This is a genomic window from Komagataeibacter oboediens (assembly GCF_003207815.1).
In the GTDB taxonomy this organism is placed as follows: Bacteria; Pseudomonadota; Alphaproteobacteria; order Acetobacterales; family Acetobacteraceae; genus Komagataeibacter; species Komagataeibacter oboediens.
The window spans coordinates 48,729-75,651 of the sequence record NZ_NKTX01000005.1 but is presented as its reverse complement, the minus strand read 5'-3'; the positions used below and the strand labels follow the sequence as shown (position 1 = coordinate 75,651).

General features: G+C 62.8%; 18 protein-coding genes and 1 tRNA gene. 9 read left to right on the top strand and 10 right to left on the bottom strand.

The window, feature by feature from the left end; genetic code table 11:
- Positions 1 to 50: 50 nt before the first annotated feature.
- From CFR80_RS04855 to CFR80_RS04835, 5 genes are all read right to left on the bottom strand, one after another.
- Positions 51 to 2,372, bottom strand: a complete 2,322-nt coding sequence (locus CFR80_RS04855; protein WP_010513473.1) for a xanthine dehydrogenase family protein molybdopterin-binding subunit — start codon at positions 2,370 to 2,372, stop codon at positions 51 to 53.
- Positions 2,365 to 2,838, bottom strand: coding sequence for a (2Fe-2S)-binding protein (locus CFR80_RS04850; protein ID WP_010513474.1), 474 nt, complete (start codon positions 2,836 to 2,838; stop codon positions 2,365 to 2,367). Before CFR80_RS04850 ends, CFR80_RS04855 begins: the two co-directional genes overlap by 8 nt.
- A gap of 21 nt (positions 2,839 to 2,859) precedes the next feature.
- Entirely contained in the window at positions 2,860 to 4,188 is a 1,329-nt protein-coding gene (locus CFR80_RS04845; RefSeq protein WP_029329308.1) for a cytochrome c, read from the bottom strand.
- 382 nt (positions 4,189 to 4,570) lie between these two features.
- Positions 4,571 to 6,958, bottom strand: coding sequence for a glucose/quinate/shikimate family membrane-bound PQQ-dependent dehydrogenase (locus CFR80_RS04840; RefSeq protein ID WP_010513476.1), 2,388 nt, complete (start codon positions 6,956 to 6,958; stop codon positions 4,571 to 4,573).
- Between the two features lie 138 nt (positions 6,959 to 7,096).
- On the bottom strand, positions 7,097 to 8,578 hold the full coding sequence (locus CFR80_RS04835; protein ID WP_010513477.1) for a mannitol dehydrogenase family protein: 1,482 nt from the start codon (positions 8,576 to 8,578) through the stop codon (positions 7,097 to 7,099).
- A gap of 261 nt (positions 8,579 to 8,839) precedes the next feature.
- Here CFR80_RS04835 and CFR80_RS04830 point away from each other — a divergent pair, with 261 nt between their 5' ends.
- From CFR80_RS04830 to CFR80_RS04815, 4 genes are all read left to right on the top strand, one after another.
- On the top strand, positions 8,840 to 9,940 hold the full coding sequence (locus CFR80_RS04830) for a glycosyltransferase family 4 protein (RefSeq protein WP_110507124.1): 1,101 nt from the start codon (positions 8,840 to 8,842) through the stop codon (positions 9,938 to 9,940).
- Positions 9,941 to 9,996: 56 nt separating this feature from the next.
- A complete protein-coding gene (locus CFR80_RS04825; RefSeq protein WP_010513480.1) occupies positions 9,997 to 11,514 on the top strand; it encodes a replicative DNA helicase in 1,518 nt (505 codons plus the stop codon).
- A gap of 359 nt (positions 11,515 to 11,873) precedes the next feature.
- On the top strand, positions 11,874 to 13,385 hold the full coding sequence (locus CFR80_RS04820; protein WP_029329309.1) for a YifB family Mg chelatase-like AAA ATPase: 1,512 nt from the start codon (positions 11,874 to 11,876) through the stop codon (positions 13,383 to 13,385).
- A gap of 69 nt (positions 13,386 to 13,454) precedes the next feature.
- Positions 13,455 to 13,529: transfer RNA gene (locus CFR80_RS04815), tRNA-Val, on the top strand.
- 329 nt (positions 13,530 to 13,858) lie between these two features.
- Here the strand turns inward: CFR80_RS04815 and CFR80_RS04810 are convergent.
- The 3 genes from CFR80_RS04810 to CFR80_RS04800 form a co-directional block, all read right to left on the bottom strand.
- Positions 13,859 to 14,242: a hypothetical protein gene (locus tag CFR80_RS04810; protein ID WP_010513482.1), complete on the bottom strand. Its 384-nt coding sequence runs from the start codon at positions 14,240 to 14,242 to the stop codon at positions 13,859 to 13,861.
- A gap of 133 nt (positions 14,243 to 14,375) precedes the next feature.
- Complete coding sequence (locus CFR80_RS04805; RefSeq protein WP_010513483.1) at positions 14,376 to 16,265, bottom strand: hypothetical protein; 1,890 nt, start codon at positions 16,263 to 16,265, stop codon at positions 14,376 to 14,378.
- A 38-nt stretch (positions 16,266 to 16,303) separates the two neighbouring features.
- Complete coding sequence (locus CFR80_RS04800) at positions 16,304 to 17,269, bottom strand: mitochondrial fission ELM1 family protein (protein WP_029329310.1); 966 nt, start codon at positions 17,267 to 17,269, stop codon at positions 16,304 to 16,306.
- A gap of 111 nt (positions 17,270 to 17,380) precedes the next feature.
- On the opposite strand from CFR80_RS04800, the gene CFR80_RS04795 reads away from it, so the two are divergent.
- On the top strand, positions 17,381 to 18,484 hold the full coding sequence (locus CFR80_RS04795; RefSeq protein WP_042658781.1) for a DEAD/DEAH box helicase: 1,104 nt from the start codon (positions 17,381 to 17,383) through the stop codon (positions 18,482 to 18,484).
- Positions 18,485 to 18,644: 160 nt separating this feature from the next.
- Positions 18,645 to 19,679, top strand: a complete 1,035-nt coding sequence (locus CFR80_RS04790; protein ID WP_010513486.1) for a M14 family metallopeptidase — start codon at positions 18,645 to 18,647, stop codon at positions 19,677 to 19,679.
- 25 nt (positions 19,680 to 19,704) lie between these two features.
- Here the strand turns inward: CFR80_RS04790 and glyA are convergent, their stop codons facing one another.
- Complete coding sequence (gene glyA, locus CFR80_RS04785; protein WP_029329311.1) at positions 19,705 to 20,994, bottom strand: serine hydroxymethyltransferase; 1,290 nt, start codon at positions 20,992 to 20,994, stop codon at positions 19,705 to 19,707.
- A 201-nt stretch (positions 20,995 to 21,195) separates the two neighbouring features.
- Between glyA and CFR80_RS04780 the strand changes: the two genes are divergently transcribed.
- The 3 genes from CFR80_RS04780 to CFR80_RS04770 all read left to right on the top strand — a co-directional run bounded on the left by CFR80_RS04780 (position 21,196) and on the right by CFR80_RS04770 (position 24,665).
- Positions 21,196 to 22,665: an amino acid permease gene (locus CFR80_RS04780; protein ID WP_010513489.1), complete on the top strand. Its 1,470-nt coding sequence runs from the start codon at positions 21,196 to 21,198 to the stop codon at positions 22,663 to 22,665.
- A gap of 85 nt (positions 22,666 to 22,750) precedes the next feature.
- A complete protein-coding gene (gene hemB / locus CFR80_RS04775) occupies positions 22,751 to 23,743 on the top strand; it encodes a porphobilinogen synthase (RefSeq protein WP_010513491.1) in 993 nt (330 codons plus the stop codon).
- A 139-nt stretch (positions 23,744 to 23,882) separates the two neighbouring features.
- The gene (locus tag CFR80_RS04770; RefSeq protein ID WP_010513492.1) at positions 23,883 to 24,665 is read left to right on the top strand and encodes an arginyltransferase; all 783 of its coding nucleotides are present in this window, start codon (positions 23,883 to 23,885) and stop codon (positions 24,663 to 24,665) included.
- An 11-nt stretch (positions 24,666 to 24,676) separates the two neighbouring features.
- On the opposite strand, the gene parC is transcribed toward CFR80_RS04770, so the two are convergent.
- Positions 24,677 to 26,893 (bottom strand): DNA topoisomerase IV subunit A, encoded by a 2,217-nt coding sequence (gene parC / locus CFR80_RS04765; protein WP_010513493.1) that lies wholly within the window; start codon positions 26,891 to 26,893, stop codon positions 24,677 to 24,679.
- Positions 26,894 to 26,923 lie beyond the last annotated feature (30 nt).

The following is a 26,923-nucleotide window of genomic DNA, read 5'->3' as shown; positions in this document are numbered from 1 at the left end:
CCCCGGCATGCGAGGCATGCCGGGGTTTTTCGTATTCAGGCCATGACAGCCTAGCTGTTCTGCAGGCCCCGCAGAACATCCGCCGGGCGGACCGGCATGTGACGCAGGCGTACGCCCACGGCGTTGAAGATGGCATTGCCAATGGCAGGCCCGACCACCGTCGTGCCAGGTTCACCCAGACCCATCGGCTTTTCGGTGCTGGGCAGGAACTCAATGTCCATTTCCGGCGTGTCGGCAATACGCAGTGGCGTGTAGGTGTTCAGGTTACGGTCAACCGGCATGCCGTTCACGATTTCCGTATTTTCGAACAGGGCCATGCTCAGACCCCACAGTGCAGCACCTTCGGTCTGGGCCTTCGCGCCATCGGGATCGACGACGGTACCGGCATCGACGACGATGGTCAGCTTCTGGCAGGTCACCACGCCGGTGCTGCGGTCCACATGCACCTGCGCCACGCAGCCGATCCATGTCGGCATGCCACGTTCCTGTCCCGCCGTGGTGGCGAGGCCCATCGCCGTGTCCTTGGGCAGGGTGGTCTTGCCCCAGTTCACCTTTTCCATAAGCCTGCGCACGACAGCGGCCTGACGCAGCGCGCCACCAACGGAATCAGGTGCCTGACCCTTGTTCCGGCCCTGCGCGGTCAGCAGTTCAAGGCGGAACTGGGCAGGATCCTTTTTCTGGCGATGCGCGACCTCATCAAGGAAGCACTCGACCCCCCAGCTGGTCCAGCCGGGGCTGACCGAACGCAGCCAGCCGGGACGGAAGGTCTTTTCCGCCAGGTCGTTGCGCAGCGCACGCACCCGGAAGGCGCCAACTTCATACCAGTGATCACCACCAGCGATGGCGAACTGGTCATACGGCTTGCCATCCACGCCCTTTTCCATGAACGCTTCGGCCATCACACCCGTGGGCCAGCCCGCGGCGGCCTGGTAATCCATGGAGGTGATCTTATCGCTGCTGTCAAAGGCCATGCGCACACGCTGGACCGAAGGCGAACGGAAGGAATCGAACTGCATGTCGTCCGACCGGGTCAGGATCAGCTTGACCGGCTTGCCACCCAGCGCCTTGGACGCAAGGGCGGCCGGGATCATGTAATCCCCGTTCAGACGGCGGCCAAACCCGCCACCCAGCAGGTAGCTGCGCAGGATGACCTTGGATTCCGGCACCTGCAGCGACTTGGCCAGCGTGGGCAGGATCAGGCTCTGCCACTGGTTGCCCGCATGGATTTCGTACACGCCGTCCTTTTCAAAGGCCAGCGCATTGGTCGGTTCCAGCTGGTAATGCAGCACGGATGCGCAGGTATATTCCTGCTCCATGACCGTATGCGCACTGCTGAAGGCCTGGTCCACGCCATCATCATTGAAGATGTAGACGCCGCCTTCCTTGTTGCTGATCAACTCGCGCCCGCGGTCCTGAATGTCGCGTTCGGACGTGTGGATCGTCTCGCCCGGCGTCCAGTCAACCTTCAGCGCGTCCGTCGCGCGGATGGCGGCGCTGTAGCTTTCGGCCAGCACCACAACCCAGCCCTGAACGACCTCGGACGGATCCTCGATCAGCAGGTAACGGACATAGCCCTTGATCTTCTTGGCGTCGGTATCGTCAACCGACCGCACCTTGGAGCCATAGCGCGTGGGTGGCATCTTGGGGCGGGCATACAGCATGCCCTCCACCTTGGCGTCGATCCCGTAGATGGCCGTGCCGTTGGTCTTGGCGGGAATGTCCAGCGCCTTGAGCTCGGCATTGCCGATCAGCCTGCGCTCGCTGGCGGGCTTGAGCGGCAGCTTGGCCATTTCCTCCGGCGTGAAGGAATGGGACGGATGTCCCTTGGCCACGATGTCGCCAAAGCTGATCTGCTTGCCACCGGCACTGACAATGCTGTTGGCGACGGTGCACTTGTCCGGCGTGGTGCCCAGCAGGCGGGCACCTTCCTCCACCATGGCCGTGCGCGTTGCGGCACCGGCCTGGCGGAAGACATCCCATGTCATCCACACCGACCAGCTGCCACCGGTGACCATCAGGCCCCACTTGGGGTCGGTGTCCACATAGTTGATGCGGACCTTGCTCCAGTCGGCTTCCATTTCATCCGCGATGATGCGGGCGAGGGCGGTGCCGATATGCTGGCCCATTTCCGCGCGGATGATGTTGACCGTAATTTCCCCATCGGGTGCGATCGAACACCAGATGGTGGGCTCGAACGCCCCGTCATCCGGCAGCGACCGGTCGAGCGGGAAAATCTGGTTGGCGGATGACGGACGCGCGAAGCCAAACATGACGCCGGCGCCCAGAGAGGTGACAAGGAAGCCGCGACGTGACAGGGAAGCCTGCTCACGGCGTCCGTCCTTGCCAAGGCGGAAGCGGTTTAATCTACCCATTTGATGCATCTCCGCGTGCGGTGGCCGCGGCCTTCTTGATGGCCTCACGAATGCGAATGTAGGTCATGCACCGGCACAGGCTGCCAGCCATGACGGCATCGATTTCCTCATCCGTGGGAGAGGGGTAATCCTTCAGCAGGCTTATGGCCTGCATGATCTGCCCGGACTGGCAGTAGCCGCACTGCGGCACCTGGATTTCACGCCAGACCTGCTGCACGGGGTGGTTACCCTCGGGATCGATGCCTTCGATCGTGGTGATGTCAGCGCCTTCGGCAGCACTGATAGGGGTCACGCAGGAACGGGTGGCCCGGCCACCGATATGGATGGTGCACGCACCACACATGCCGATGCCGCAACCGAATTTCGTTCCGGTCAGGCCAACTTCGTCACGGATGACCCACAGCAGGGGGGTATCACCCGGTACGTCAACGGTTACTTCCCGTCCATTGAGGCGAAAGGTCGTCATGTTCTAGCTCCGTCTTTCAGCTCAATGGGACGACGCGACTGGGGGGACGGGCAGGGTCTTGCGAACCTCGGCCGCCTTCTTCTCCAGATCGGTCCACGGTGGCAGGGTCGTGCGGGTCGCACGCAGGTAGGCTGCCAGGCGGGCCAGATCCGCATCCGAGAAGGAATGGTAGAAACTGGGCATGGAAACGGTGGAAATGCCTTCTGTCGTCCCGATCCCGCGCAGGATGACCTGGAACAGGTTGGTCGGCTCATCCAGCCACAGCGCGTTGTTCAGCGCCAGGTCGGGACGGCCTTCAACCGGCTGCGGACCGGCATTGGCGTGGCATGCGGCGCAGGCGCCGGCATACAGCTTCGCGTTCGGGTTCACCTGCGGCCCGACCAGATCCTTCATGGAAGCCTGCATGGCCCATGCGATGGCCTTGGGATCCTGGCTTACGCGGGAGGAGGCGTGGTCGATATCAGCCAGATAATGCGCGATCGCGTGCACATCGGATTCCGGCATTTCGCTCAGGCCACCGTGAACCACGGGCGACATGGGACCGGCAGCACTGCCATGCAGCGGGGCGGAGCCAAAGCGCAGGTATTTGAAATACTCGTCCTCGGTCCACACGACCGGAGTGGGATTGTGCTCGTTAAGCGGCGGTGCGATCCAGTTGTCCACCGGGGCGCCATCATACGGCGCGCTGGCCTTCTCCGCACCCATGAGGTTACGCGGGGTGTGACAGGCGGAACAGTGGCTCAGGCCTTCGGCCAGATAGGCGCCACGGTTCCATTCGGCATCATGCGACGGATCGTTTTTCAGCGGCCCTTCATGCAGGAACAGAAGCTTCCAGCCCGCCTGTTCCAGACGGATGTTGAAGGGGAAGCCCACCGTGTTGTCGCGCTTGACCGAATGCACCGGTTCGCGCGTCATGAGGAAAGCATAGACATCATCGATGTCCTGATCCGTCATGTGCGTGAAGTGGTCAAACGGGAAGGCCGGGAAAAGCTGCGTGCCGTCACGCGAAATGCCCTTGCGCATGGCGCGCTTGAAGGCGGCTTCCGACCAGTGGCCGATACCCGTTTCGGGGTCCGGCGTGATGTTGGAGGAGAAGATGGCACCAAAGGGCGTGTCCATCTTGTAATCGCCCGCCAGCTCGACACCGCGCTTGCCATCCGTGCGGGTGTGGCATTCGGCGCAGTAGCCGCCAGCGGCCAGCACGCGCCCGCGCTCGATCTGCGCTGCGGAGAAAGAGGAAGGAGGAGGCGGAGCAACCGGCGCAATGGCCGGATACCACGCATAGGCAAGGAACCCGACGCCGCCGGCGACACCGATTCCCACAATCGCTGCTGCAATACGTTTAATCACGATGTTCTCGCGGTTGTGAAAGTCATCATATCACCCCGTATCATCCGCCCGGTTCCAGTGCCGATATGGCGCGAAACACACGAAACAGCGCATTGTTGCGCCATTCAGAAGGCACCGGAACTGCCGGATGTGCGGGAACATCGGCGCCACGGCGGAAACTTTTGTATTACCGTTTCCTAATCAAGCCGTTTGGGGGCGCGTAAGATCAAAGCTGTAATAAGACTTATTTATTTATGATCTAAATACGACAGAACCACCGCAAACCCTTGAATAAATGGGTCTGCAGTGTCCTGTTACAGCAATATCTATATACAGATGAATATAGATAGAGCCGGTCATGTCAAGCCGGGAAAGGAAAAAATCCTTCCCCGGCTTCCAATGCTCAGTTCTGGTCCGGCAGGCTGTAGGCGACGATATAGTCACCCAGCTTCGTGCCGAACGACCCGTGGCCGCCATCCGCGGTCACGATGTACTGCTTGCCATCCACCGCGTAGGTCATGGGGGTGGACTGACCACCAGCAGGCAGGCGGTCCTGCCACAGGACGCGGCCATTGGTGACGTCATACGCACGGATGTAATAATCCAGCGTCGAGGTCAGGAAGGCCACGCCCCCCGCCGTGGTCAGGGGGCCGCCCAGGCTGGGCACGCCCATCTTGATCGGCAGCGGCAGCGGCGCGCTGTCACGGATCGTGCCGTTGCGGTGCTTCCACACGATCTTGTTGGTGCGCAGATCAATGCCGGACATGTAGCCCCAGGCCGGCTGCTTGCACGGCAGGCCCAGCGGCGACAGGAACGGATGCAGGTCCACGCCATACGGCACGCCGAACTGCGGCTGCACGCCACTTTCGCTGCCCGAGGGCAGGGACTTGTCAGGTGTTGCGGGATTGTTCGGGCCGCGGGGGATCAGCTTGGACACGAACGGGATGGCAATGGGATTGGCGATCGCGATCTGCCGCACGGGATCAACCGCAAGGCCACCCCATTCAAACATGCCAAGGTTACCCGGGAACACCAGCGTGCCCTGCAGCGAAGGCGGCGTGAACGTACCTTCGTAACGCAGGCGATGGAACATGATCCGGCAGATCAGCTGGTCATACATCGTCCCACCCCACATATCGGCATCCGTCAGCAGCTTGCTGGGACGGAACGTCAGCTGGGAGAAGGGCTGCGTGGGCGATAGGTGATCACCGGGGGCAGCCCCCTGCGGCACGGGGCGTTCGGGTGCCGGCACGACCAGATGGCCGTTACGACGGTCCAGCACGAAGATGTTGCCGGTCTTGGCCGGGGCATACAGCGTGGGAATGACCTCGCCCTGTTCGTTGCGGATATCGACCAGGCTGGGCTGGGCCGGAATGTCCATGTCCCACAGGTCATGGTGAACGGTCTGGTAGCTCCATACCAGCTTGCCGGTAGACGCATTCAGCGCCACGATCGAGCTGGCATAGCGTTCGGCATCCGCGCCGCGGTTACCGCCCCAGATATCGGGCGTCTGCACGCCCATCGGGATGTAGATCAGGTCCAGGTTGGCGTCATAGGACGACGTGATCCATGAATTGGGGGAATTGGGCACGAAGGTGTGATGTTCGGACGGCATTTCGTTCGGGTCGGGATTACCGGGGTCGAACGCCCATTTCAGCGCGCCGGTATGCACATCGAAGCCGCGCGTCACGCCAGAGGGTTCATGCGTGGAATAGTTGTCGGTCACGGCGCCGGACACGATCACGGTGGTGTCGGTCACGACCGGGGGAGACGTCGGTTCATAAAAGCCCAGCGTCTTGACCGGCATGCCATCGCGCAGGTCCACCACGCCATTGTTGCCAAAGGCGGCACAGCGCGCACCGGTTTCGGCATCCAGCGCAAACAGCTGGCCATCATTGGTAGGCAGGAAGATGCGGCGCGCGCATTCCACCGGCGCGGTCGCGCCATCCGCAGCCTGCGTGTCGGCCTTGTCCTCATGGTAGGACACGCCACGGCAGGTCAGGTGCTGGAACGTGGGGTTGTAAGCCAGCTTGGGATCGAACTTCCACCGCTGCTTACCCGTTTTCGCATCCAGGGCGAACAGGATCTGGTGGGGGGTACACAGGTAAAGCGTATCACGGATCTTGATGGGGGTGACCTCATCGGTGATCTCACCGGGGTCATTGGGGCCACGCAGGTCGCCGGTGCGGAACGTCCATGCCACCTTCAGCCTGCTGACGTTGTCCGCATTGATCTGCCGGAGCGGGGAGAAACGGTCCCCGAACTGCGTGCGGCCATATGCCTGCCAGTCGCCATCGGGCATCTGGTGGGCATCACCCGGTTCGGGGGCGTCACTGGCCACCGGTGGCAGGTTGCCCGCAATATCCTGCGGGTCGCCGGTCAGGGCGATGCCCACCACGACGACAGCTGCAACAATCGCGCCCAGCAGCGGCGCGCGCGCAGCCATGCCCGCAGGCTGAAGGTGCCGTGTCACCCACGGCAGGGCCAGCACGATACCGATGGGAACAAGAATATCCCCACGCGGCGCAAGGGCCCAGAAGTCAAACCCGGCTTCGTTGACGGCCCATGCCATGGTGCCAAGCAGTAGCACCGCATAGACCGTCAGTGCGGATGCCTGCCGCCGGAACAGCAGGAATGCCGTGACCAGCAGCAGAAGCCCCGCGACAACGTAGTAAAATGAACCCCCGATAAGGCACAGCCACAGGCCGCCGCCCAGCAGGTACAGACCTGTCAGCGCACAGACGGCTATGGCAGCCACCAGAAGGGGAGCCGAGCGTATAAGGCTATTCATAAGTTTTCCTGATTACCGTGATACAGTCCGAACATTCTCCCATGAGAAAACGTAGGACTTACCGCCGGGTCAAGCCTAACTTGATGAATAAATCGTGTGTCTCAACATTTCAGAGGGCATGAACGCCCCCTGAAACGTCTATTTCCCACCAGATATAACCGTTGCCAGCGTCGCCCGCGTGCCGTTGGCACGAATGGACTGGCGCAAGGCAAGGTAGGTCTGGACGAATCCGGAATTCTCCGCCAGTTCCCACCCGGCAAAGGCACTCATGTCCAGCGCGTCCTCCAGACGGGGCGAGGCCGCCTTCACCCGGTCATCATCGGTCAGGTGCGGCTCGACAATGTCATAGGCCTGTCCCCTGTCATCATGCCCGCGCAGGTATTCGGCATAACAGGCGACGACAAAGGCGATGCGCTCCACGGGCCGCCCGTGCGCGATCACACCCATGGCTGTGCTCTTGACGAACATGGGCAGCTTGGACGTGCTGTCAGATGCAATGCGCAGGAGCTGGTCGCTGATCGCCCGGTTGCGGAAGCGGTGCAGCAGGCGCCTGCCGTATTCGGTCAGCGCCATGCCTGGCGGAGCGTGCAGCAGCGGCTCGGCATCAAAGGCGAGATACTGCTCGACCAGCGTGACCTCGTTCAGGTCTTCCATGATCTCACTGACCACCCGATAGCCCGACAGCACGCCGGACAGGCCCAGCAGCGAATGGGAGGCGTTGAGCATGTGCAGCTTCACCTCCTCATATGGCTGGACATTATCGGTGAACTGTACGCCCACGGCGTCAAGTTCGGGACGGCCGGCACAGAATTTATCCTCGACCACCCACTGGATGAAATCCTCGCAGAAGACGGGAATACGGTCATCCAGCCCGCTTTCCGCATCCAGGCGGCGGACATCATCGGGGTGGACGGCCGGGGTGATGCGATCGACCATGGTGCAGGGGAAGGTGACGTTTTCCTCCATCCACCGCGCAAGGTCCGCGTCACGCGCGCGCGCCCAGCCAAGAAAGGCCGTGCGGGCGACATGGCCGTTCTGGGGCAGGTTGTCACACGACAGGATGGTGAAGGGGCCGGCACCGCTTTCCCGACGCCTGCGCAGCGCCTCGGTCAGCAGGCCGAACACGGTATGCGGCACCTCGCGCTTCAGGTCCTCGGCAATCACGGGATGATCGATGGGGAAAACGCCGTTTTCATCCACGTAATACCCGCCTTCGGTCACGGTCATGCTGACAATGCGGATCGCGGGATCAGCCAGGCGCGCAATGGTGGCCGCGCGGTCGGCGGGGGCATACATATATTCCGTAATGGACCCGATCACACGCACCACGTTGGGCACGTCGGGGGCGCATTCGGTCAGGGAATACAGGCAGTCCTGCGCTTCCATGTCCTCTGCCTTCCGGGCTTCATGCGGGTTTTCCATCAACCCGATGCCCAGCAGGCCCCAGCCGGCCTGACCGGGGCGGGCCAGGACGCGATCCATGTAAACCGCCTGATGGGCGCGATGGAAATTACCCACGCTGATATGCGCGATGCCGGGTGTGACCTTGCTACGGTCATAGGCAGGCACCACGATATTGGCCGGCAGGTGGGGCAGAGACGTATTATTGAGTACGGTCATGAACCATTTTCCACGGGAAAGTATCCACGACGCGTAATCAGAAACGCCAGCGCACACAACCCGTCAATGCAACGTATCTGTGACCGGTCCTGATCAGGGCAGGGGCCATGCCCGCACGATTTACCACCGATATTGCCGGTCATGCTGTTTTCTAATGGGTAAAACTGCCCTATTAAGCCTTCTTGCCGTTGCATATCCGGTGTTCCGGTTCCGAAAAATGACGGCAGGAACGACCCTGACCGGATCAGTTGTTGGTAATGAATGCGTATCCTCTATCTTATTAACAGCCTGAACGGCGGCGGCGCCGAACGACCACTGCCGGCTGTGATCGGGATGATGCGCGCCTGCGGGCATGAGGTCCGCGTCGTGGCGCTGGCGCGCAAGGCGGGCAACGCCATTGCCTGGCTGGAAGGTGCGGGTATCGATTACCACATCGTCAATGACCGTGATCCCGACCTGTTCGCATCCCTGCCTGAGGTGTTGCGTTATGTCCGCGCCAACCGGCCCGACCTGTTATGGACATCGCTGACGCGCGCGACCCTGTTCGGTCAGGTTATCGGCAGGCTGCTGCGCATTCCCGTCGTCAGCTGGCAGCACAGTGCGTTTCTCAAGCCCGCCAACCGCTTCCTGCTGCGCCGATCGCGTGACATGAGCGCATTCTGGGTGGCGGATTCCGAATATGTGGCGCGCACCACCCGTACCCAGCTAGGCCTGCCGCCAGAGCGGATCTGTACCTGGCCGCTGTTCATGGCCAGCGCCAGCGTCCCGCCCGCCACGCCATGGAACGGGCAGCCGGGCGCGACCTTCCATGTCGGGTCACTGGGCCGGCTGGAACCCGAAAAGAACATGCAGCTGCTTGTGCAGGCCATGGGCATCATCCGCGCCACGCGCCCCGATGCGCGCATTCACCTGTCGCTGTGTGGCAGCGGATCGCAGATGGTGGCCCTGCAGGCGCTGGCGGCCCGGACGGCCGCGGACGCCATAAGCTTCGAGGGGTTCCTGCCGGATCCGCTGGAATTCTGCCGCGGGCTGCACGTGTATGTCCAGCCGTCCCATTTCGAAGGGCTGTGCATTGCCGTGCATGAAGCCATGCAGGCGGGACTGCCGGTCATTGCAACACCAGTGGGCGCCATTCCCGATATCATCCGTGATGGGCAGAACGGTTTCCTGCTGCCGGCATCGACACCGGACGCGCTCGCGGCACAGATCCTGCACCTTTACACACGTCCCGACCTGTGCGCGCGGATCGGCCAGGTGGCCCGCAGCGATATCCTGCAACGCTACGGGACGGATACGGTCCACGCCATGGCGCATGCCGTCATCCGACGCGCGGAATCGCTGGTGCAGGCGCGGCGGGGCTGACGCCCCGGCCATCATGCCCCTTCCTGTCACGTGGGGGGATCAGGTAGGATGGGGATGTGAATACGATCCAGAATCCTCCCTCCGCAGAGTCCGGGCAAAAGGACTCACTTCTTGGTGTCTCGCAACGCCTACCGCCTGCCAACCTGCAGGCGGAACAGGCGCTGCTGGGTGCATTGCTGACCAATAACCGCGCCTATGACCGCGTATCCGACTTCCTGACCGGCGCGCATTTCGCCGATGAGGTCAATGGCCGCATCTATGACGCCATTTCCCGCCGTATCGAAGGCGGGCAGCTGGCCGACCCGGTCACGCTGCGGGCCGAGTTCGAAAATACCGGCGTGCTGGATTCCGTGGGCGGCACGGCTTACCTGGCCAAGCTGCTGACCTCCATGGTGGGCATCATCAACGCGGCCGACTATGGTCGCGTGATCCATGATGCGTGGATACGCCGCCAGTTGATCGACATCGGTCAGGACGTGGTCAACAACGCCTTCGGCGCGCGGCCTGACCTTGATGGCCCCAACCAGATTGCCGCCAGCGAGGAAGCCCTGTTCAAGCTGGCGACGGAAAAGGGGCAGGATGGCGGGTTCCAGTCCTTTGACCGCGCGCTGGCCGATGCGCTGGAAATTGCGCAGCAGGCCTTCAACCGCAGCGGCGACGTGGTCGGCCTGACCACCGGGCTGCGTGACCTGGACAAGAAAACCGGTGGCCTGCATCCGTCCGACCTGCTGATCCTTGCCGGCCGTCCGGCCATGGGCAAGACGGCGCTGGCAACCAAGATCGCCTTTTCCGCCGCGCGCGCGATCATGGAGGAAGCGCGGGAGGCCCCGGCCGATGCCAAGCCCAAGGGGTCGGTGGCCATCTTCTCGCTGGAAATGTCGTCCGAACAGCTGGCCACCCGTATCCTGTCCGAACAGGCCAGCGTATCGGGTGAAAAGATCCGCCGGGGCGATCTGGGGCAGAAGGAATTCGACCGCTTCGTACAGGTCAGCCGCGAGCTGGCACAACTGCCGCTGCATATTGATGATACGCCCGCCATCACGCTTTCGGCCATGCGTACGCGCTGCCGCCGACTGGCGCGCACCAAGGGGCTGAGCCTGGTGGTGGTCGATTACCTGCAGCTCATGCGGCCATCAGTCGGGTCCAAGGCAGAAAACCGCGTGCTGGAAATCTCCATGATCACGCAGGGCCTCAAGGCGCTGGCCAAGGAGCTGTCGGTGCCGGTCATAGCCCTGTCACAGCTGTCGCGTCAGGTGGAGAGCAGGGAAGACAAGCGCCCCATGCTGTCGGACCTGCGTGAATCGGGATCGATCGAGCAGGACGCCGATGCGGTGATGTTCGTCTACCGTGACCAGTACTACCTGCAGCAGCGCCAGCCCAAGGAAACGTCCTATGACTCACAGGACAAGTACCAGACCGCGATGGAGGAATGGCAGCGCAAGATGGACCTTGCCCACAACCGTGCGGAACTGATCCTGGAAAAGCAGCGTCATGGGCCGACAGGGACGGTGCATCTGTTCTTCGAAGGGGAGTTCACGCGCTTTGCCGATCTGGACATGGTCCACGACGCGTAGGATCAGCAGGATATCGCAACGGCAGGCGTTCCGGAGCATCCGTTAAAGACCGTACGTAAGTGACGCGCGATGTAGCTGTCGCGCGTCACTGTATCATATCCGCCACAATGATCCGGAACACATGAATGGAATCCCGGATTGATCCGGTTGGGATCATGATGTGCAGGAAAGCGCACAGGGGATTGGGACGGACAGGATGTGAGGCAGCCGGACATGTCCCCTCCCGTCCACATATAAAAGTTTTATAAGAAATATTATGCCAACAAATTAAGGTGTCCGGATTGGTCTGCGCCGGAATCCGGTTCGCTCATCCATGTTCCATCATGGCCAAGCCGTCCGCAATCCGGCATCATCATGTCATGACTGATACGGCCCTTGCATCCATCTGTGGCTTTGCCTTTTCCGGCATCGAAGCCGTTCCTGTCAAAGTTGAAGTCCAGCTTTCCATCGGTCTGCCGTCCTTTCTGGTCGTGGGCCTGCCGGACAAGGCTGTCAATGAATCCCGCGAACGCGTGCGCGCGGCGCTGTCCGCCATGGGGCTGGCCCTGCCGGCCAAGCGGATCGTGGTCAATCTGGTGCCCGCCAGCCTGATGAAGGAAGGATCGCATTTCGACCTGCCCATCGCGCTGGCGCTGCTGGTGGTCATGGGCCTGCTGTCGGGCGATATGGCGCAGCGTTATGCCGCGCTGGGCGAACTGTCGCTGGATGGCGGCGTAAACCCGGTCTGCGGCGTGCTGCCTGCCGCCATGACGGCGGCCGGACTGTCGCTTGGGCTGATCTGTCCCGCCAGTCAGGGCGTGGAAGCCCGCTGGGCCAGCGAGGACATGGACATCCTTGCCGTCCGTTCCCTGCCCGAACTGCTGAACCATTTCCGTGGGCAGCAGGTCATTGACCCCGTTGAACTGCCTGCCCGCATGGATGACGGCCTGACCGCCCTGCCCGATCTGGCTGATATCCGGGGCATGGAAACCGCACGTCGCGCGCTGGAAATTGCCGCGGCCGGTCGTCACTCGCTACTTATGGTCGGGCCACCGGGCGCGGGAAAATCCATGCTGGCCGCGCGCCTGCCGGGTATCATGCCCGACCTTACTCCCGTCGAGATGCTGGAAATCAGCCGCATCCACAGCATTGGTGGCCTGCTGAAGGATGGGCAGCCGGTGTCCCGACCGCCATTCCGCGATCCACACCATTCCAGCAGCCCCACGGCCCTGAGCGGTGGCGGCGCGCGTGCCCGCCCCGGTGAGGTCAGCCTGGCGCATCGTGGCGTCCTGTTTCTGGATGAATTGCCAGAATTCTCCCGCTCGGCACTGGAAATCCTACGCCAGCCCATGGAAACGGGGTCCATATCCATTGCCCGCGCCGCAGCCCATGTCACCTACCCTGCCCGCTTCCAGCTGATCGCGGCCATGAACCCGTGCAAATGCGGCTATCTGGGCGATGCGGCGCAGGAATGTCGCAAGGCCCCACGCTGTGGCGAGGATTATCAGGCACGCCTGTCCGGTCCGTTGCTGGACCGTGTGGACATGGCCGTCCATGTCGAACCGATGCCCCTGACCCGCATTGCCGAAACCACCGGCGGCGAACCCAGCGCCACCGTGGCGGCACGCGTCCGGGAAGCTGTCGCGCGCCAGCATGACAGACAGGGTGAAGCCCGGAATGCCGAAGCCCCCATAGATGATTTCCGCATCACGGCCACGGCGCGTGATTTTGCAGTACAGGCATCTGAAAAGATGCATCTTTCCGCCCGTGGCTTTACCCGCCTGCTGCGGGTTGCCCGGACGGTTGCCGACCTGGCGGCAGCCGAGGATGTGGAACGCCCCCACATTGCCGAAGCCCTGGCCTATCGCATCCGCCGGCCGGGTCGAAAATAGCATTCCCTGCGTCTTTTTCCCCTTGCGCACCCTGCGCGGCTGGATTATTAAGGCCCCACCGAAGCGGATGGGTGCGTAGCTCAGCGGTAGAGCATCGCCTTCACACGGCGGGGGTCACAGGTTCAATCCCTGTCGCACCCACCATCCGGTCTTTCCCTTAATTTGATGAATAGCGATTAATCAGCTGGATCGGGCTGCCTATGGCTGCGTCCGGTCATGTGTCATGTACACCTGCCGGCATCCTGTTACTCGCTGTTATTCATGGGCACCATTACCGTATTCCGGTCGAACCGCCCAGAACGGCGTTTCCCCGTTCCTTTCTGATGAAAATGGCGAAAATCCCGGCATACTTTCCATCCCCCAAAATAACGGCCCTGCCCTGACGCTTTATGAAAAGAGCTTCACCAAAAACTTTTCATAATCTGCAGGGTATCAAAGTAATGTTGGCAGTCGGCGCAAGACCCATCCGGCCCTTATGACGGCAGTTCGTCCAGCGCGTCGCGGCACCTGACATAGGACAGTTTGTCCTGAAACAGGAACAGCACATAATAATCCAGCGTGCGCCGCCGCCTGCGGGTGGGGTTGGTATAGAATGGAAAAACGTCAAACGGCCCGTCATACCCCTCTGGCACCGGGTCATGTTCGGTTATGCAGCGCACCTGGAACAGAGGGGCATAGACGGTGGCGTCCGCATCCGTCCGCCGGACGTGGAACAGGTTCTTCCGGAACTTGCGCAGCCGCTGCGGCAGGACAAATATCATGTTCTGTTCAAGGAAATTCTGCGGCGGGTTACGATCGCGCAGGTATTTCATGTCGGCAGGCATGTCACAGAAAAAATTGGTATCCTGTACGATCATGGTCCAGTCGGGTTCCCTTCCGCTCGGTTCGGCATGACAGGATGGGTGTGCTGTTTCCCGCCGGGGGAAGTTACATCACGGCCATGCCGGGTTGTCTGTCGTCATATGGGGGCAGACTGTGCGTATGTCAGGGTCAGAAACCAAACATATGATCGACTGAAAACCGCCCTTCTCCCTCCGCCATGCGGCCATGATACCCGAACAGGCGACAGGTCGTATCCCGGATGATGACATAGGCCCCCGCACCCGCGCGCGCCAGCGTGGACAGGCCAAATATCCGGTGGGGCCAGATTTCACGCGACCCGGACATGGGAATGGCTATTTTCTCATGACCAATCTGCGTGCCATCCGCCGCGTGCAGGTACAGCGACGTATCCGACCGCGCATGCCACGTAGCTGAAACCGGATAGATCAGCCTGCAGAAACTGAACGGTTCACTTCCCGCCGCCGTCAGGAACAGCCGCGTGCTCAGCCCTGGGGGCGCACCGACATAGGATTGTGGCTCCCCACGATAGGTCATGATCGTATTGAAGATGTGCGAGCCGAAGCTGGTTTCTGATGCGTGGCCGGTCTGCCTGTCCTCATACCGGATCAGGGCATGCAGCCAGCCATCCGCCTGCCCTCCGTCACGGAAGTCATACAGCAGTTCTCCATGTCCCGGTCCGGTTGCCAGCGCGCTGACATCCAGCACCGTCCCATGGTCACGCGGCAGGCAGCCCATGAAGCGCGACGGTCCGGCCGCCCCTTCCACGTCGAAGCAGTCCACCCTTACCGGTAGGGTGGTCAGGCTTTCCGCCATGGGCGATGGCAGAAGCAGCGTCCGGTAGCGCGCCGGATCAGGTACCGGGAACGGCAGGAGGTAGCCACGCCCGAAAAAACGCGGGTTCAGCCGGGTGATCCCCGCATCGGGCTGCAGGTCAGCGCGCTGCACGTTCAGATGGGCGATGCGCGTGCGGTTGTGCTGCGTGATTTCGTAGCGCGAGCGCACGACGTGACCACCGGCGCGGAATTCGATCTGTTCCGGCCATGACAGCCCGGGCAGGATATCGCGCATGTGCACGGCCATGGTCTGGTACGGGGCCAGTTCGGGCAGGATGGGCATATGCACGTCCTGTCCCATGCGGTTGAGCGTCATGCTGCCTGACGGAATGGGCAGGGCATGACTGTTCTGGACCCATAGCACCACGTCCTCCCCCTCCGCCGGGGCGGGCAGGTTGGCGTAACGGTTGGCGGGCCAGGCATTGGCATCATGCGTGACTGACAGGCTGGCGTTCGTACCCTTCCCGCGCGTCTCCAGCGCGTATTTGACCACGTCGTGGCCTGCTATGCCCTGCGCGTGGATGAACAGCTGGCCCGTGAACTCCGGCAGGTTGAACCTGCGGCGGATGTCCGCACTGTCGATGATGATGGCCTGACCATCGCCCGGTACGTCATAATCCCATGTCCGCAGCACCTGCCCGTCCTGATCGAACAGCCGCAGCCACAGCCGGACGGCCCGCGCGCCATACCGCGCCCAGTAATTGGCGGTGACCAGGCGGGTGGATAGCGCAGCCGTATCCCGGAAAAAGGCAAGGTTGGTGGCAAAATTAAGCCGGTCCAGATAGTTATGCCCGACCGACAGCATGTGCCCTGGCAGACACACGGACCCCAGCGTATGCAGCACGCCCCCTGCGGGCAGCAGGCCGGACAGGCGGCTTTCCATAGCAGCATGGTTGAAATCCAGCGCCCATATGGTCCGTGCGACACCCTGCCCCATGTCTACTACGGGCCGCAGGGGCTGGCCCGCGCGCATCTGCCCGACCTTCAGCGAATCATGGGTATGGACCGCCGCCACAGTGACCGGCACGGGCAGCAGCGCCATGACGGTGTCCACCATGTCATGCGGATCATAGATCGCAACCGGCCCCGCATCCTTCAGGCTGTCGGCCAGAAGGGCCAGCTTTTCCGCTGCCAGAGGATGGGTCAGGGCCTTGTAGGCCATATTGCCGCCTGAACGCGGGTCAAAGGTACGAATGCCTAGCATGTGCCTGTTTTATTCCACTTCTGGCGCAAGCGGGAGAATTATTGTTGCTCCACTGACGCAAGCCCCAGATGATGCCGCACCGCTTCCGCTGCCATGACGGTATCATCAAGTGGTGCCACAGACCATGTTTCCAGCCGCCCGGCAAAGGGGCGGATGCGCCCCGCCTGCATCAGGTCCTGCAGGAAATGCCCGATCCGCCGCGACCGCCCCGGCAGGCTGGCGACCATGACGGGTGCCGAGGTCGCCACGGCTTCCGAAATCATGGACACGCTGTCCACCGTCACGACAATGGCGTCCGCGCAGGCCAGCAGACCCAGATACGGATTGGCCCCCGTCTGGTCCCACACCCACGCATCCGGCACGGCCAGGGCGCGTTGCAGTTCCCCGCACACCTCCGGATCCGTCCGGCGCGACGGTGTCAGCGCAATGCCCACCCGGTCACGCCGCATCATGGCGGCCAACTGCGTGGCAAGGCTCGCCCCCTCGGCCCGTCCCAGCCGGAAACGGCCATTCCCCCCGCCAACCATTACGGCAACCAGCGGGCGCGGCAGACGGGCGAAAAATGGCGCCCACTCCCGCCGCGCCTGATCCAGCAGCGCCGGTGTCACGCCATGCAGCGCCGTGCGCGTCAGGACGACATTGGGACCGGATATCCGGTCATGCCGGTTGGCAATGACCAGATCGAAACGGGCGGGCGACAGACGCGGGTTCTGCACCTGTATCACGCGCGCACCCTGCCGGCGCAGCGCCGCCCCCACCGCCCCGCCACTACCACCGATGCTGATGATCGGGTGGTCGCGATAATCGGCATCCAGATGAAGCGGCATGACCGCACGCAGGGGCGCAGGCCACCACGCGGCGGGTACATGCTGCCATATGCCACGCACGGTCAGCGCATGCAGATGGGGGTCCAGTCCCGCGCGCCGCGCCAGCCCGAAGGTCTGGGACCGCATGCCGGCGAGGTCCGCCGCGATGACGCTGGCGGTAGGTAAGGAAGCTGCCATACCCCCATGTGGCGGGACATGAACCGGGGCGTCAATGCCCTGCCCCTTTTGTCCATCGCCCAGCCGCGCTAAGTGGCAGGAATGAGCGAGACAGAACCGACATTCTCCGGCATGGGGCTGGATGGCCGCGTGGTGGCCGCCCTGACACGCATGGGGCTGCACCAGCCGTCCCTGATCCAGCGCGAGGTCATTCCCCCCGTCATGGCCGGACGGGATGTGGAGGCACGCGCAGGCACCGGCAGCGGCAAGACGGTGGCCTTTGTCGCCCCCATCCTGTCCGCCCTCATGCAGCCTGATGATGCGGGCAATACCTGCGTACGCTGCCTGATCCTGTCGCCCACGCGCGAACTGGCGGGCCAGACGGCGGGCGTGCTGCGCGGCCTTGTGCGTGGCAGCGGCCTGCGCATCCTGCAGGCCACCGGCGGCACGGCACGGGCGGTGCAGGCCAGAACGCTGACCGAAGGGGTCGCGATCGTGGTCGGCACGCCGGGCCGGGTGACTGACCTGGTGCATGGGGGGGAACTGGACCTGTCCACCGTCGGGCAGTTCGTGCTGGATGAAGCCGACCGCATGCTGGACCCCGGTTTCGCGGAAGAAATGCTCGCCCTTGCCGCAGCCCTGCCCGCGCGACACCAGACATTGCTGTTTTCCGCCACCATTCCCCCGGCCATGGCCGAACTGGCCGCCCGTCTGCTGCACCGTCCGGTGCGTATCAGCATGGAGGTGGAAAACGCCCCCGCGCCGCGCATCGCGCAATACGCCATTTTCGTTCCCATGCGCCACAAGACGGAGGCAACACTGGCCTGCCTGCGGCAGTACGGGATGCAGCGCGTGATGGTGTTCGTCCGCACCCGGAGCGAAGCCGATACCCTTGCACGGGCCATAAGCCCGCTTGCACCCGCCGTAGCGATTCATGGCGATCATTCACAGGCGCGGCGCGAGCGGATGCTGCGTGATTTCCGGCAGGGCCGCGTGGGCGTGCTGGTGGCGACCGATGTCATGGCGCGGGGAATCGACATTGATGACATTGCCCTTGTCATCAACCACGACATTCCCGCCCAGCCTGAAGCCTATGTCCACCGCATCGGCCGTACCGCACGTGCCGGGCGGCGCGGGGTTGCTGTCGCCCTGTGCGCACCGGAGGAACGTCAGGCGCTGAAGGACATAGAACGCCTGACGGGGCAGCGCATCCGCATTGCCAGCCTGCCGCAGTAACGGACACGGTCATACATTTGTCATGCATCCCCCGCCCCCACGGTCTTGCCGTAGGGTAAAGGGTAGATAAACTGCCTGTCATGATGAACAGCCATGCCATGCAGTCCCATATTCCGGCGCATGACGGGACAGACGCGGCCATCGACCGGGTCGCCCTGACATGACATATGGGCGGGATAACGCGCCCCGGCTGCCGGTTCGCGTGGCGCGGCCCACCACCTTTCTGGAGCGCCTGCCCCCCCCTCCGTCCAGCCTGCCACGCTGGAAGGTCAGCATTACCCCACCCGACCTGTCACCATGGCTTGCAGGAAACTGCGGCATTCCGGGCGTCATGCATTACGAAGGACGCAGGCCGGGTCCGCATGTCGTCTGTGTCAGCCTGATCCATGGAAATGAATTTGCGGGCGCCATCGTGCTGGACCGCCTGCTGCGACGCCGTATCCGTCCGCGCGCGGGGCGGCTGTCGCTGGTATTCGCCAACCCCGAGGCCATGCAGTTATTCGACCCGTGCGACCCGGTGCGCGCGCGCTGCGTGGATGAAGACATGAACCGCGTCTGGCTGCCAGCCATGCTGGACAGCCGCCAGACATCGCATGAACTCGACCGGGCGCGCATGCTGCTGCCGGTCATCGTGACGGCGGACAGGCTGCTGGACCTGCATTCCATGTTATGGCCGGGTGAGCCGCTGGTGCTGTCGGGGCTGTCGCCCACGGGCCGTGCCATGGCGCGGCGTATTCGTGGCGTGGATGTATGCGTGGCCGATCGTGGGCACCGCAGCGGGTGCAGGCTGATCGATCACCCGCGTTTCAGCGGGGGAAATGCCGCTGCCTGCCTGCTGGAAGCCGGCCAGCACTGGCGGGAAGACACCGTCACGCGGGCCATGCATGCCGTCCTGTCCCTGATCGGGCCATGCTGCGGCATTTCGGCGGGAACGGAGGGCACGATTCCCCGATACGACATGGTGGTGACCGATGTGGTGACGGCCCGGACGGGACTGTTCCGGTTCGTCATGCCTTTTCACAGCGGGCATGTCGTGGACAGCGCGGGCACGGTGGTGGCGCATGACGGCAGTGATGAAATCCGCACGCCCTATGACCGGTGCATGCTGGTCATGCCCAACCTGCGCCCCGCCCGTGGCCATACGGCCGTAAGGTTCGCCCGTGCAGATGCAGGGCCGCCCGCCCCGGATCAGTAACCGGAACGGGCGACCATCATCATGTTCAGGCGTAGATGGGGAAGCGCGCGCACAGCGCCTTGACCCGTTCGTGCACGGCCTGCTCGGTTTTGGTGCAGCCTTCCTCGCCCGGGGTCTTGGCCAGCGCGGTCAGCACCTCGTCAATCATGCGGCCCACTTCACGGAACTCTTCCGCACCAAAGCCACGCGCCGTCGCGGCCGGGCTGCCCAGGCGGATGCCCGAGGTGACGGCCGGCTTTTCAGGGTCGAACGGAATGGCGTTCTTGTTGGCGGTAATGCCGGCGCGTTCCAGCGCGCGTTCCGCCGCCCGTCCCGTAACCCCCTTGGGCCGCAGGTCCACCAGCAGCAGGTGACAGTCCGTGCCCCCGGTCACGATGTCGAACCCGGCCTGCACCAGCGTTTCCGCCAGCACGCGGGCATTGTTCGCAACCGCTTCCTGATAGGTCTTGAAATCGGGGCGCAGCGCCTCGCCAAACGCCACGGCCTTGGCCGCGATCACATGCATGAGCGGACCGCCCTGCAGGCCGGGGAACACGGCGGAATTGATCTTTTTCGCAAGATCCGCGTCATTGGTCAGGATCAGCCCGCCACGCGGCCCGCGCAGGGTCTTGTGCGTGGTGGAGGTGACGACATGCGCATGCGGCACGGGCGACGGATACAGGCCCGCTGCAACCAGCCCCGCGAAATGGGCCATGTCCACCATCAGATACGCCCCGACCTCGTCCGCGATGGCGCGGAAGCGGGCGAAATCGATGATACGGGGATAGGCGGAACCACCGGCCACGATCAGCTTCGGCTTCTCGGCGCGGGCCAGGCGTTCCATTTCCTCGTAATCCAGCAGGCCGTCTTCCTTGCGTACGCCATACTGGACCGCATTGAACCACTTGCCGGAATAGTTGGGGGCGGCGCCGTGGGTCAGGTGGCCACCGGCGGCCAGGCTCATGCCCATGACGGTATCGCCGGGCTTGACCATCGCCATGAAGGCGGCCTGGTTGGCGTTGGCGCCCGAATGGGGCTGCACGTTGGCGAATTCGGCGCCGAACATCGTCTTGACGCGTTCAATGGCAAGGGTCTCGACCTTATCCACTTCCACGCAGCCGCCATAATAACGGCGACCGGGATACCCTTCGGCGTACTTGTTGGTCAGAACGCTGCCCTGTGCTGCCATGACGGCGGCGGAGACCATGTTCTCACTGGCAATCAGTTCAATCCCGTCGCGCTGACGCACCAGTTCCGCGTCGATAATCGCGGCGACATCGGGGTCGGCTTGGGTCAGTGGGGCGCGGAAAAACTGCTTGAGGTCAGTCTGGCTGATGGGGTCCGACACCGTTATGTTTCTCCATTCATTGGATGATCTGTCATTTCCGGGTAGGCAAACGGACATGACACGTATGGGAACAGACCTGCTATGTGCGCCATATCGTGGCGTCAAGACAACGCCAAAATGATGGAGACCGGCTGATTTGACCGTTGTTATATTCCTTTCTTCCGTCCCCGCCGTCCCGTGCGTGGCAATATGAACACCGGCATTACGCGCGCGTTGCTGCGCCGGCTGCCGGTTGGCGCACCGGCGAATGATGCGGGGCTGAAACGCGTTCTGGGCGCGGGCAGCCTTGTCGCCCTTGGCGTCGGGGTCACGATCGGGGCGGGCCTGTTTTCGCTGACCGGCATCGCGGCAGGCAGCAATGCAGGGCCTGCCGTACTCATTTCCTTCGTACTGGCGGCCATGGCATGCGCGTTTGCCGGGCTGTGTTATGGGGAACTGGCGGGCATGATCCCCGCGGCGGGCAGCGCGTACGTCTATGCCTATGCATCCCTTGGCGAACTGGCAGGCTGGATCATCGGGTGGGACCTCGTTTTGGAATATACGGTGGGTGCATCGGCCGTATCGGTCAGCTGGGCGCGGTACATGCGCTCTTTGCTGGATGAATGGGGCATCCACCTTTCGCCCCGCCTCATGGCATCCCCGTTCGAGGTCGTGGGAATGGTGGATGGACAGCCCATCCACGGTATCGCGAACCTGCCGGCCGTGTTCATCATCGGGGTGCTGTCGCTGCTGCTCATACGCGGCATTTCCGAATCAGCGCGGCTCAACGCCATCGTGGTGATCATCAAGCTGGTGATCATCGCCGCCGTGATCGGGTTCGGGCTGCCTTATATCAAGGCCGCCAATTACACCCCGTTCATTCCCCCCAACACCGGCGAATTCGGGCATTACGGCGTGTCTGGCATCCTGCGCGCGGCGGGCACGATCTTCTTCGCCTATCTGGGGTTTGACGCCGTTTCCACCGTGGCGCAGGAAACACGCAATCCCGGGCGCGACATGCCCATTGGCCTGATGGGCAGCCTTGCGATCTGCACGTTTATCTATATCGCCTTTTCTTTCGTGCTGACGGGGCTGGTCAATTACCGTGACATGATCGGGGATGCCGCCCCCGTGGCCACCGCCATTGACCAGACACCGTTTGGCTGGCTGAAGGCGGCGGTCAAGCTGGGGATCATATGCGGGTTCCTGTCGGTCATCCTCGTCCTGCTGCTGGGACAGAGCCGGGTCTTCTTCGCCATGGCGCGGGACGGGCTGCTGCCGCCAATGTTCGGCCGCACGCATGCGCGCCTGGGCACGCCGGTCGCGTGTCACCTGTTCTTCATGGGGGTGACAGGGGTACTGGCCGCCTTCCTGCCGATCGAACAGCTTGCGCACATGACATCCATCGGCACGCTGCTGGCCTTTGTGATCGTCTGTGTTGGCGTTATCGTACTGCGCGTGCGTGAACCCGACCGCCCGCGCGTCTTCCGCGTGCCCGGGGGTGCTGTGATCCCGGTTGCGGGAATCATAAGCTGCGGGGTCATGATGCTCTCGCTGGATGGGCTGACATGGCTGCGGCTGGTTGTCTGGCTTGCGATCGGGCTGATGGTCTACGCACTGTACGGCATCCGCCACAGCCGGTTGGGCACCGTCATGCCTGCCATGCGCCCGAAACGCTGAACACCGGGCAGGTTACCGGATCATAATTTGGCACGGGGGCGCTGCAGGATCATAGTCGCCCCTTCCCCTGATGGAGTTGGATTGGATGAATATCGGTCAGTTTCCTCAAACAAGGCTGCGCCGTAACCGGCACGACCGGTTTACGCGGCGTCTGGTGTCTGAAAACACGCTATCGACCGATAACCTGATCTGGCCGATTTTCGTGACCGAAGGTACGGGATCGGTCACCGATGTCTCCTCCATGCCCGGCGTGCAGCGTGTCAGCCTTGACCGTCTGGCGGCACATGTGGAACCTGCGGCAAAGCTGGATATCCCCGCCCTTGCCCTGTTCCCCATCACGCCCACCAGCCTGCGTGATGAAGCGGGCACCGAAGCCACCAACCCCGACAACCTGATGTGTCGGGCGGCGCGCCTGCTGAAAAAGGAATTTCCGGAAATCGGCCTGATCGGCGATGTGGCGCTGGACCCCTACACCAGTCACGGCCATGACGGGCTGATTGAAGACGGATACGTGGTCAATGACCCATCCGTTGATATCCTGGTGACACAGGCCGTCAACCAGGCCGCTGCCGGGATCGACATCATCGCCCCGTCCGACATGATGGATGGCCGCATCGGGTCGATCCGTACCGCGCTGGATACGAGCGGTCTGGTCAATACCCGCATCATGTCCTACGCCGCCAAATACGCCAGTGCCTTCTACGGCCCGTTCCGTGATGCGCTGGGGTCCGGTGGACTGCTGACGGGTGACAAGAAAACATACCAGATGGACCCCGCCAACACGGATGAAGCCCTGCGCGAAGTCGCGCTGGACCTGCGTGAAGGCGCGGATATGGTCATGGTCAAGCCGGGCATGCCCTATCTGGATGTCATCCAGCGCGTTCGGGCGGAATTCGCGGTGCCGACCTTCGCCTATCAGGTATCGGGCGAATACGCGATGCTGATGGCTGCGATCCAGAATGGCTGGCTGGACCGTGACCGCGTGATCATGGAAAGCCTGATGGCGTTCCGCCGCGCGGGCGCCAATGGCGTCCTGACCTATTTCGCGCTGGACGCCGCCCGCCTGCTGCGCGCCTGAACACGACAAAAGCACAAGCGCGCAGCCGGATAGTTGATGCCTGCAACAGGAAGAATATGATAACCGTATAGGCATACGGGCAGTCTGTTTTTCCTGTTTGCGGGGCTGCTGCTTCCTGTTTCCCGGCTGGTGAGAGCGCATGACCTATACATCGCCACGGCATCCACAGCTGTTCTATACGACGGCGCCCATGCCCTGCCCCTATCTTGCGGGACGGATGGAACGCAAGGTTGTGACCGAAATTGGCGGACCGGACGCCGTGCCGTTCCACAACCGCCTGTCGCGTGCCGGTTTCCGTCGCAGCCACACCATTGCCTATGCCCCGGTATGCGCAAGCTGCACCGCATGCACGCCCATACGCGTGCCCGTGGCGCGGTTTAACCCCAGCCGCACGCAGCAACGCGCCCTGCGCCGCAATGCCATGTTACACGCCGCCCGCGTCCCCCCCACGGCCACGCCTGAACAGTTTACCCTGTTCAGCGCCTATCAGCAGACCCGGCATGAAGGCGGCGACATGGCGTCCATGACGTTTCCCGACTATCGCGCCATGATCGAGGATACCCCGATCGAGACCTTCATGATCGAATTCCGCGATACTGAAGGCAAACTGGCCTGTGTCGCGCTGGTGGACCAGCTCGATGACGGGCTGTCGGCCGTCTATGATTTCTATGATCCCGCACTCCAGAATCGTTCACTGGGCACGTTCGCGGTGATGCACCTGATCGACTATACCCGCACGCTTGGCCTGCCCTACCTGTATCTGGGCTACTGGATCAGCGAGAGCCGGAAAATGGCCTACAAGGCCCGCTTCCGTCCGGCCCAGATCATGACGCGTGGCGTCTGGCACGATCTGGACCCGGCCCATTACGAAGCACGTGAAAGCGCCTTCCTGCCGGACGGACTGTTCCGCCCGGTGGAATGACCTCGGCCGGATCAGGCGCGCGGTTTGCGGGTTGCCCATGCGGGCGCCGTCCTGCCCATATCGGCCCGCTTTCCTACATAATCCTTCAGATCCGCAAAGGAACGGGTGCGGGCCGGATCTGGCCATGCAAGCCCTTCGGCCGCCGTAAACACGACTGCATCGCGCAGGCCGCCTTCCTTGTATTTCTGCACGATCACACCAAGGCCGCGCGTCATTTCAGGCAACTGATCCAGCGGGAAAACCAGCATGCGCCGGTTCTGGCCGATCACCAGCACATGGTCGCCTGTGGCGGGGGCGCAGACCTGCGCGCTTTCCCCGTCCTTCAGGTTCAGCACCTGCTTGCCGGTACGCTTTTCCGCCGTCATGGCCGATTCCGCCACCACCATGCCGCGGCCCGCGCTGGAAACCAGCAGGCGCTTGCGCGTGTCCTCGACCGGGAACATCGTAATGATGTCCTCATCATTGGACAGGTCGATCAGCAGCCGCAGGGGCTGGCCATCACCACGCCCGCGCGGCAGATCCCCCACGCGCAGCGTAAAGGCGCGCCCATCGGTTGCGAACACACACAGCCGGTCATTGCTATGGCATTCAACCGACATGCCCGGACCATCGCCCTCCTTGAATTTCAGCGCCTCCGGGTCCTGTCCATGTCCACGTACGGTCCGGATCCATCCCTTCTGTGACAGGATGACCGTCAGCGGATCACGTTCGACCGGCAGGGCGGCCTCGACATCGATTTCAACCGGCGCATCCGCCAGCAGGCTGCGTCGCCTGCCCAGCGCACCGCTGCCAAAGGTTTTCTGGATGTCCCTGATCTCGGACGCGATACGCTTCCACCGCAGCCCCTCCTGCTCCAGCAGATCATGCAGGGACTGTTTTTCCGCGCTCAGCTTCGCATGCTCGTCGCGGATTTCCATTTCCTCCAGCCGCCGCAGGCTGCGCAGGCGCATGTTCAGGACTGACTCCGCCTGCAGTTCCGTCAGGCTGAACGTCGCGATCAACGCTGCCTTCGCATCATCCTCCTCGCGGACAATGCGGATCACCTCATCAAGGTTGAGATAGACCGCAAGGAACCCGTCAAGGATTTCCAGACGCCGGTTGACCGCCGCCAGCCGGTTGGCGCTACGGCGCTGCAGCACGTCATGGCGGTGGTCCAGCCAGGCCTGCAGCACGTCCTTCAGGCTACGCACACCCGGCACCTGGTCGGCGCCCAGCACGTTCATGTTCAGGCCGAAGCGGCTTTCCAGCTGCGTTGCGCGGAACAGGGTTTCCATCAGTACCGCAGGTTCGATCCCACGCGACTTTGGTTCCAGCACCAGCCGGATGTCGGTCGTGCTTTCATCGCGGATATCGGCCAGAAGGGGCAGCTTCTTCTGTTCCATAAGGTCCGCGACCTGTTCGATCAGGCGTGATTTCTGCACCTGATACGGAATTTCGGTCACCACGATCTGCCATGTGCCGAAACGCCCCTGCTCCACCTCCCATTTCGACCGGATGCGGAAGGAACCGCGTCCCGTCTCGTAGGCACGCGCAATGGCGTCGCTGTCTTCCACAATGCTGCCCCCCGTGGGGAAGTCCGGACCGGGCATATGTTTCAGCAGGTCGGCCGTAGTCATGGCGGGCCTACGGATCAGGGCAAGGGCGGCCGCGCAGATCTCGCCCACGTTATGGGGCGGGATCGAGGTCGCCATGCCCACCGCAATGCCTGCCGCCCCGTTGGCCAGAAGGTTGGGAAAGGCCGCGGGCAGGACGACGGGTTCCTGTTCCTCGCCATCATAAGTGGGACGGAAGTCAACGCAGTCCTCACCGATTCCTTCCAGCAGGGCCTTGGCCACCTCGGTCAGACGGGATTCGGTGTACCGCATGGCGGCGGCGTTATCACCGTCGATTGAGCCGAAATTGCCCTGCCCTTCCACCAGCGGATAGCGGACGGCAAAATCCTGCGCCAGTCGCACCAGCGCCTCATAGACCGAGGCATCGCCATGCGGATGGTATTTACCGATCACGTCACCCACCACACGGGCGCATTTCTTGAACCCGGCGGACGGGTCCAGCTTGAGCTGCTGCATCGCATAGATCATGCGACGGTGCACCGGCTTCAGCCCGTCGCGCACATCGGGCAGCGAACGCGACATGATCGTTGACATGGCATAGGCCAGGTAACGTTCGCTCAGCGCATCGGCCAGCTTGGTATCTTCAATATGACCGGCTGTTGTGTCCACAGGCATGCAATCTCCCTCCCGCAGGTGAACAGATAG

Bases quoted from the DNA above. Each gene is read 5' to 3' on its own strand.
- CFR80_RS04855 (WP_010513473.1), bottom strand. From the start codon at position 2,372: ATGGGTAGATTAAACCGCTTCCGCCTTGGCAAGGACGGACGCCGTGAG.
- CFR80_RS04850 (WP_010513474.1), bottom strand. From the start codon at position 2,838: ATGACGACCTTTCGCCTCAATGGACGGGAAGTAACCGTTGACGTACCG.
- CFR80_RS04840 (WP_010513476.1), bottom strand. From the start codon at position 6,958: ATGAATAGCCTTATACGCTCGGCTCCCCTTCTGGTGGCTGCCATAGCC.
- CFR80_RS04835 (WP_010513477.1), bottom strand. From the start codon at position 8,578: ATGACCGTACTCAATAATACGTCTCTGCCCCACCTGCCGGCCAATATC.
- CFR80_RS04830 (WP_110507124.1), top strand. From the start codon at position 8,840: ATGCGTATCCTCTATCTTATTAACAGCCTGAACGGCGGCGGCGCCGAA.
- CFR80_RS04820 (WP_029329309.1), top strand. From the start codon at position 11,874: ATGACTGATACGGCCCTTGCATCCATCTGTGGCTTTGCCTTTTCCGGC.
- CFR80_RS04810 (WP_010513482.1), bottom strand. From the start codon at position 14,242: ATGATCGTACAGGATACCAATTTTTTCTGTGACATGCCTGCCGACATG.
- CFR80_RS04805 (WP_010513483.1), bottom strand. From the start codon at position 16,265: ATGCTAGGCATTCGTACCTTTGACCCGCGTTCAGGCGGCAATATGGCC.
- CFR80_RS04800 (WP_029329310.1), bottom strand. From the start codon at position 17,269: ATGGCAGCTTCCTTACCTACCGCCAGCGTCATCGCGGCGGACCTCGCC.
- CFR80_RS04795 (WP_042658781.1), top strand. From the start codon at position 17,381: ATGGGGCTGGATGGCCGCGTGGTGGCCGCCCTGACACGCATGGGGCTG.
- CFR80_RS04790 (WP_010513486.1), top strand. From the start codon at position 18,645: ATGACATATGGGCGGGATAACGCGCCCCGGCTGCCGGTTCGCGTGGCG.
- CFR80_RS04780 (WP_010513489.1), top strand. From the start codon at position 21,196: ATGAACACCGGCATTACGCGCGCGTTGCTGCGCCGGCTGCCGGTTGGC.
- hemB (WP_010513491.1), top strand. From the start codon at position 22,751: ATGAATATCGGTCAGTTTCCTCAAACAAGGCTGCGCCGTAACCGGCAC.
- CFR80_RS04770 (WP_010513492.1), top strand. From the start codon at position 23,883: ATGACCTATACATCGCCACGGCATCCACAGCTGTTCTATACGACGGCG.
- parC (WP_010513493.1), bottom strand. From the start codon at position 26,893: ATGCCTGTGGACACAACAGCCGGTCATATTGAAGATACCAAGCTGGCC.